Raw genomic sequence first — 6,862 nt, 5'->3', positions numbered from 1 at the left:
ATAAAAAGCATATTTTTGTCAAAATCAAGGCGTTTTAAATTTTTGTACCGGAGTTAACTTGTTGTTAATGAGGATTCAAGAATTTAAAACAACAACGAGTTTGGCAACAAAGATGCTTTTTAGACTGGACTCATCTTTTCTTTGCGATTTTAGCGTTATTTTAATTTTGCGTTCTCAGAGTGGAATAAAAAATAGACAAAACCCTTTGCACCTTGACATAGTATTAGCCGTGAAGACTGGTGCAGAAATTTTTCCTTATCCAAATTCAAAAAAAAGTATTATCTTAACAAAGCCACTTGAGAAGGTCGTATTGGACCAATAACTTAAGCGGTAAGTAGAAAAAATCTCTAATTTTAGTGAATGGAAAAAGCGAAGTTAAAAAAAGAGCTCGGATTATTTGATGTATTTGCCATCAGTACCGGTGCTATGTTTAGTTCCGGTTTTTTTCTTTTGCCCGGACTTGCTTCACAATACACAGGTCCTTCGGTCTTTCTGGCTTACCTGGTTTCCGGTTTGTTTATTCTTCCTGCCATGTTCAGTATAGCCGAAATAGCCACAGCATTACCGAGGGCCGGCGGGACATACTATTTTCTTGACAGAAGTCTTGGGCCGTTAGTAGGAACCATTGGTGGTTTTGGAACTTACCTTTCTCTGGTCTTTAAAACAGCTTTTGCGATCATAGGTATCGGTGCTTATGCGGCCGTTTTCTGGGATGTTCCTGTTAAGGCAGTAGCAGTGGCGGCGACCATGGTTTTTATGGGGATTAATCTTATAGGAGCAAAGAAAACATCGGGGTTGCAGAGTTTTCTTATTATTTTTCTCCTTGTGGTGTTAGGCGGGTTTATTTTCGAGGGATTATACACGGTTTTTTTCACCGAAAGAGTTGAAGGCCCTTCTGTGAATGATCATTTTAAACCGTTTTTTACCAATGGTATTGATGGAGTGATTTCGGCTGCGGGATTTGTATTTGTGTCATACCTTGGTTTGACAAAGGTGGCCAGTGTTGCTGAAGAGATTAAAAACCCCGAACGTAATATTCCTATGGGGATGTTACTTTCTCTTGTCGTAACGAGTATCATTTATTTTCTCGGGGTATTTATTATGGTTGCGCTGATAGAACCTGATAAGTTTGCCACTGAGTTGGCCCCGGCTGCGACAGCGGCAGAAAAGCTTTTTAAGTGGTTACCTGGCGAAACCGGAACCTACCTGATGGTTGGAGCTGCTATGGCTGCTTTTGCTTCTACCGGCAATGCCGGGCTTTTGTCTTCATCACGATATCCTTTTGCAATGGGACGGGACAAGCTTTTCCCTGCAAAGTTTTCAACGGTTGGAAAATCCGGAACACCTTTTTTATCAATTTTATTGACAACAGGCATTATATTGTTATTAATATTAACACTTTCGGAAGAAGGAATAGCCAAAATTGCCAGTGCATTTCAGTTGTTCATCTTTATGCTTATTAACTTTTCTGTCATTGTATTCCGGAAAAGCAATATCGAGTCATACGATCCGGGGTTTAAGTCACCTTTATATCCATGGATGCAGATAGCCGGCATTTTTATTTCGTTGATGCTGATTGTTTATATGGGATGGATGGCTGTGTTATTCACGCTTCTTATTACAATTGCTTCCGTTTTGTGGTATTATTATTATGCCCGTGAGAAGGTGAAAAGGGAAGGTGCTATTTTTCACTGGTTCGCTCTTTTGGGGAAATATCAATATGCCGAACTTGAAAATGAATTTATGACCATCCTCAAAGAAAAAGGTCTGCGCGAAGGGGATCCGTTTGATGAGACTATTATACGGGCACGCATTACCAGTATTGAAAAAGACATGGATTTTGAAACTCTTTTGATTAAGGTTGCCGAAACTTTTGCAACGGAAATGCATGTCAGCCGTGAAACACTGGTAAACGAGTTTCTTACAACTTCGGCTATCGAACCGGCCCTGATCATTCCGGAAGTTTCTATCCTCTATGCCAAGAGTGAAGGGATCGACCATCCATCGCTGCATATTGTTCTTTCGAGCCGTGGCATTCGGAAACCGGTAGGCAAAGGTGGCATATCGTCGGAAGATTATATACGGATATTCTTTTTTCTTGTCAATCCATCATCGGAATCCCGACAGCAATTACGCATGTTATCAAGACTTATTGATATAATCGAAAGGGAGGATTTTGTTGAGGAAATATTTGACCATAAAAGCCATCGTAAGATCAAAGAATACCTCCTTCATAATGAGCGGTACTTCACTTTGCGGCTCTTGCCAAATACCAGTCAGGCCGATTTAATTGGTAAAAAACTTAAAGAAGTCAAATTCCCGGCCGGTGTATTGGTAGCCTTGATTGAACGTGATTCTGAAACCTTTGCGCCAAATGGCGAAACATTGCTTCAGGAACATGACGTGCTGACGCTTATCGGTGACCCGAAAGTTATATCCCGGCTTTTGCAGGAATATTTGATCAATTAATTTCCGTTTCTAAACACGGGGACGCAAAAACGCAAAGTTTTTTGTTTGAGAGGGTAAATGTATATCTTCCCGATGATAATCCCTTTGTGTCATTGCGTCTTCGCGTTCAGGCATTATCTTATACCAAAATAGTCTTCAGAAATTCATTTCAGTATTTTTTGGTAAACAACAACATCGAGAAGCTCATCAAATTTTTGTCCGACCTGCTTAAAATGGGCACATTTTTCAAAACCGCATTTGGTAAAGAGTCTGATGCTTCTTTCGTGCGTGCCGGTTATGGTTCCCAGTAAAACATTAAAGCCTTTTCTTTTCGCGGTCTCTTCCAGAAAATTAACAGTTTTGTATCCGATACCCTGTCCACAGAATTCGGGCTTGAGATAAACAGCAGCTTCAGCAGAACGGTTATAGGCCTGTCGCTTTTTAAAGGGAGCAAGAAAGCAAAAGCCGGCAGTTTTGTCATCGGCTTTTATCAGAAATGAAGGATATTTCTTGTTGTAAAACGGCACCATTTCCCTCAGCTCTTCGAAACTGACCGGTTGAGTATGGAAAGTTGCCGTGGTTTCGGTGATGTAATAATCGTATATCTCTTTAATGGCTACAAGGTCATTTAGTGTTGCCTTTTCGAAAGTTATTTCCATGAAGAAAACATTTGACTAGCGGTTATACAATCTTCTGGTTTTTACATTGGATTTGTTTTGTTCTTTATGCGTCATGAGCAACCCCGATGTAAACTGGATGATGCCCAATGCCATTAGCAGGCCTGACCAAAAATAATGAATATCAATAACATGGGTCAATACGAATGAAACGAGCATGACAAAGATTGTCACAATAGATCATTAGATCATTAGATTATTAGATTGTTAGATTGTTAGGATTGTTAGCTAATGTGATAAAACTTATAACATTCTAACAACTAACACATCAACAATATTAACAACTTTGACAATTCTAACAGCCGTAACAATTTATTAAATGTAAGATGAAACGAGCATGACAAAGATTGTCACTAAAGAACATGTATAAACACCATCTAACTTCTAATCATCTAAGAAACCAAAAACAAGGAACAGATTCTTCGTCGTTACCTCCTCAGAATGACATTAAACAGTCTGTCATTCTGAGCGGAGCGAAGAATCTAATATCAATTAAAGTATAATAACTTGCATTATTTCAATAACTTAGATAAATTTTATACTGATGAAACGAGCATGGCAACGTTTTCCACAACAGAACATGTATAAGTTCTTGCATGTGAGTTCCATCCGACCTTAATAAATAAATTTTATACGGATGAAATACCCAGGACAAACTTCCAGCTTGGTGGTTTTTTCTTAAAACTCATGATAATGATTGTTTTTTATTTTCAAGGCTTAAAGTTAATGAATTTGTAATTTTTTTAAAGCTTTTTGTGATGAATTTCTGATCCCGTAACCGTTTGTTCCTATTCCCTTTTTTCTGTACTTTGCGGTAATATTTTTACATTTAATTAATATGGCAAAAAAGATTGCAGTAATTGGAATGGGCCAGTTCGGGATGGCCATTGCCAAAACTCTGTCCACGAAAGGAGCTGAGGTTATGGCCATCGACCGGAATGAAACCATTATTGAAGAAGTTGCTGAGAATGTTGATATGGCCGTTGCAATGGATGCAACGGACAAGAAGACCCTGATATCGCAGGGTATTCTTGATTTTGAGGCTGTTGTTGTGGCAATAGGCGAGGATTTTGAGCAGTTGCTTCTTTGTACTACTGTTCTGATGGATATAGGCGTTAAACGTATTATGGCCAGGTCCAGGGGGGAAAATCAGCGAATTATTCTTGAGAAGATTGGAGTGAAAGAAATACTATCGCCCGAAGATGAAGTAGGGATGAATGTGGCAGAAAGGTTAATGAATCCGTCTATCGTGTCGTATTTCGATTTGCCTGATGAGTATTGTATTATGGAGGTTGCTCCCCCTCCTGATGTGATTGGGCGATCACTTATCGATATAGACCTGCGAAGGCGATACGATTTGAACCTGATAACCATGAAGCGGAGTACAGAAGTTGTTCGCGACGGTGAAAAAGTGCAGGAACAACATATTTACGGTATTCCGAAAGGCGAGAGCATCATCCGTGATAATGATTCGCTTGTCTTGTTTGGCAAACGCAAAGATGTGGAACGTTTCATAGAAATTAACCAATAGATGGGCTGGATAAGAAACATCCGGGAGCGCATAAATGTTGTGCTGTTCGATATTCGAGGCATTTTTTTTAAAGTTGTTAATGTTTTATCAGTAATTTTCGGTCTTGCCGGATTAGGAATAATTGTTTATTTTTTCGGATTTTCACCGGATGCTGCTACTACCCTGTCTTTAACTTTCTTTTTGCAGCGCATACTTGACTTCTTTCTGTTGAAATTCTTTTTCAGGGTATTTTTCGATTTTAATCCACGTCGCTTTATCAAAGAAAATGCCTGGGAGACATTGCTGATGCTTTTCATTTTAAGTGAAACCATCCTGTATTTGGTTTTCAGTGAAACGTATTGGCTGACATTCCTTGAAATATTGGGTTTCTCAGAGAACGGTTATTTCTTGTTTGTTCAGTTACTTTTTTGGATTGTGGTATTGCGTGAAACCGGTCGTGCTACCATAAATATGGGGGATTATCATATCAGTCCGGCCGGCATGCTTGCACTTTCTTTTCTCATCTTAATTGTGATTGGTACGGTTTTGCTGAAGATGCCCGAAATGACAGTAGAATCTGTTTCGTGGACAGATGCGTTGTTTACATCGACAAGCGCCTGTTGCGTAACAGGTCTGATCGTTCAGGATACAGCCACTTTTTTTACATTTAGAGGACAACTTATTATCATGTTGTTGTTTCAGTTGGGCGGGTTGAATATGTTAACCATCGCCACCTTTATCGGTTCTTTCTACCGGAGGTCGGGTAGTCTTCATTCGATCAGTTTGATGCGGGATTTCCTGGATACCGATCAGACCGGAAGCATGAAGACTATTCTGCGGAAAGTGATTTATTACAGCTTTGTTTTTGAGTTGACAGGGGCTGTTTTGTTGTTTTTCTTGTGGGGCGATGAGTATTCTTTTAATGGAACGGCTGATCGCATATTTTTCTCAGTCTTTCATTCTGTATCGGCTTTCAACAATGCCGGTTTTTCATTGTTTACCGACGGTCTTTTTGAGGCTTCCATCAGGCATCAATACCTGGCACAAATAGTTGTGATGATATTGATTGTTGCCGGAGGACTTGGTTTTATCGTTCTTCAGGATATTTTTTCGGAGGAAAGCCGCAGGCGTAAAAAGCATAGTCATTGGCAACGGCTCATGGTTAATACCCGTCTGGTTTTAACCGTTACAGGAATAATGTTATTGTCTGGCGCTGTGCTTTTCTTTGTTCTGGAGTACAACAATGTGTTGAAGGATTATTCGTTCGGGGGAAAGCTGGTGGCTTCTTTTTTCCAGTCGGCCACTACCCGGACAGCCGGTTTTAATACGGTTGATACTGCTGCTCTGACGCTTCCCACGTTACTTGTTTTTATGCTGTTTATGTTCATTGGGGCCAGTCCGGGTTCAACAGGCGGCGGCATCAAAACCACGACTTTTGCCATAGCTTTAAAAGCAGCCTGGACCAATCTTCGCGGAAAGGAACATGTTGAAATTTATAAACGCAATATCGGATGGGCATCGGTCAATAAAACCTATGCCATTATTACATTATCACTTACTTTTTTGTTTGTTTTTACCATCTTATTGCTGATTACCAATCCCGGCTTTACATTTCATGAAATCTTGTTCGAGCAAATTTCGGCTATGGGCACCGTCGGTCTTTCACTGGGGATTACCGGTGAATTATCTGCTGCCGGCAAATTCATCCTGGTTGTATCCATGTTTATCGGGCGTATCGGGTCTTTAACGATGGGGATTATTCTTAGCCGCCGGGTGACATCTAAAAACTACCGGTATCCTAATGCCAGACTCATGATTGGGTAGTAATTGGTTTTTTAGTCATTGGCCGGGAATGGTTTGGAAAGTTCCCGGCTTTTTTTGAAATTGTTATCTTTACCGACCAATTATAAGTATAATAGTGCATCAGAATAAAATTAGTCTAAGTTATTGGACTTATGGAACTTATTATATTTTAATTAGTGTTGTATGAGTCCGGTTTAAAAAGCATCTTTATTGCCAAACTCGTTGTTGTTTTAAATTTTTGTATCCTCATTAACAACAAGTTAACTCCGGTACAAAAAATGAAAACGCCTTGATTTTGACAAAAATATGTTTTTTATACTGCACCCTTATATGATTAGAGTTTGGATTCTTCGCTCCGCTCAGAATGACAAACAGCTAAGGTTGAGGTTGAGATTAAGGTTGAGAGTTCACCACAGTTGACGCA

At 39.7% G+C, this 6,862-nt stretch carries 4 protein-coding genes; 3 read left to right on the top strand and 1 reads right to left on the bottom strand.

Annotated elements, in window-relative coordinates; all coding sequences use genetic code 11:
* The first annotated feature begins 360 nt into the window (after nt 1-360).
* Nucleotides 361-2,469, top strand: a complete 2,109-nt coding sequence (locus tag ATH1_RS0116435) for an amino acid permease (RefSeq protein WP_010424364.1) — start codon at nt 361-363, stop codon at nt 2,467-2,469.
* Nucleotides 2,470-2,612: 143 nt separating this feature from the next.
* Here ATH1_RS0116435 and ATH1_RS0116430 read toward each other — a convergent pair whose 3' ends face one another.
* Nucleotides 2,613-3,107: a GNAT family N-acetyltransferase gene (locus tag ATH1_RS0116430; protein ID WP_010424362.1), complete on the bottom strand. Its 495-nt coding sequence runs from the start codon at nt 3,105-3,107 to the stop codon at nt 2,613-2,615.
* Nucleotides 3,108-3,963: 856 nt separating this feature from the next.
* Here ATH1_RS0116430 and ATH1_RS0116425 point away from each other — a divergent pair.
* Both ATH1_RS0116425 and ATH1_RS0116420 read left to right on the top strand, forming a co-directional pair.
* The gene (locus ATH1_RS0116425) at nt 3,964-4,656 is read left to right on the top strand and encodes a potassium channel family protein (protein WP_010424361.1); all 693 of its coding nucleotides are present in this window, start codon (nt 3,964-3,966) and stop codon (nt 4,654-4,656) included.
* Nucleotides 4,657-6,459, top strand: coding sequence for a TrkH family potassium uptake protein (locus ATH1_RS0116420; protein ID WP_010424358.1), 1,803 nt, complete (start codon nt 4,657-4,659; stop codon nt 6,457-6,459).
* The last annotated feature ends 403 nt before the right edge of the window (nt 6,460-6,862 follow it).

The organism is Anaerophaga thermohalophila DSM 12881 (assembly GCF_000191885.1).
In the GTDB taxonomy this organism is placed as follows: Bacteria; Bacteroidota; Bacteroidia; order Bacteroidales; family Marinilabiliaceae; genus Anaerophaga; species Anaerophaga thermohalophila.
This window is presented reverse-complemented; position numbering and strand designations above follow the sequence as displayed.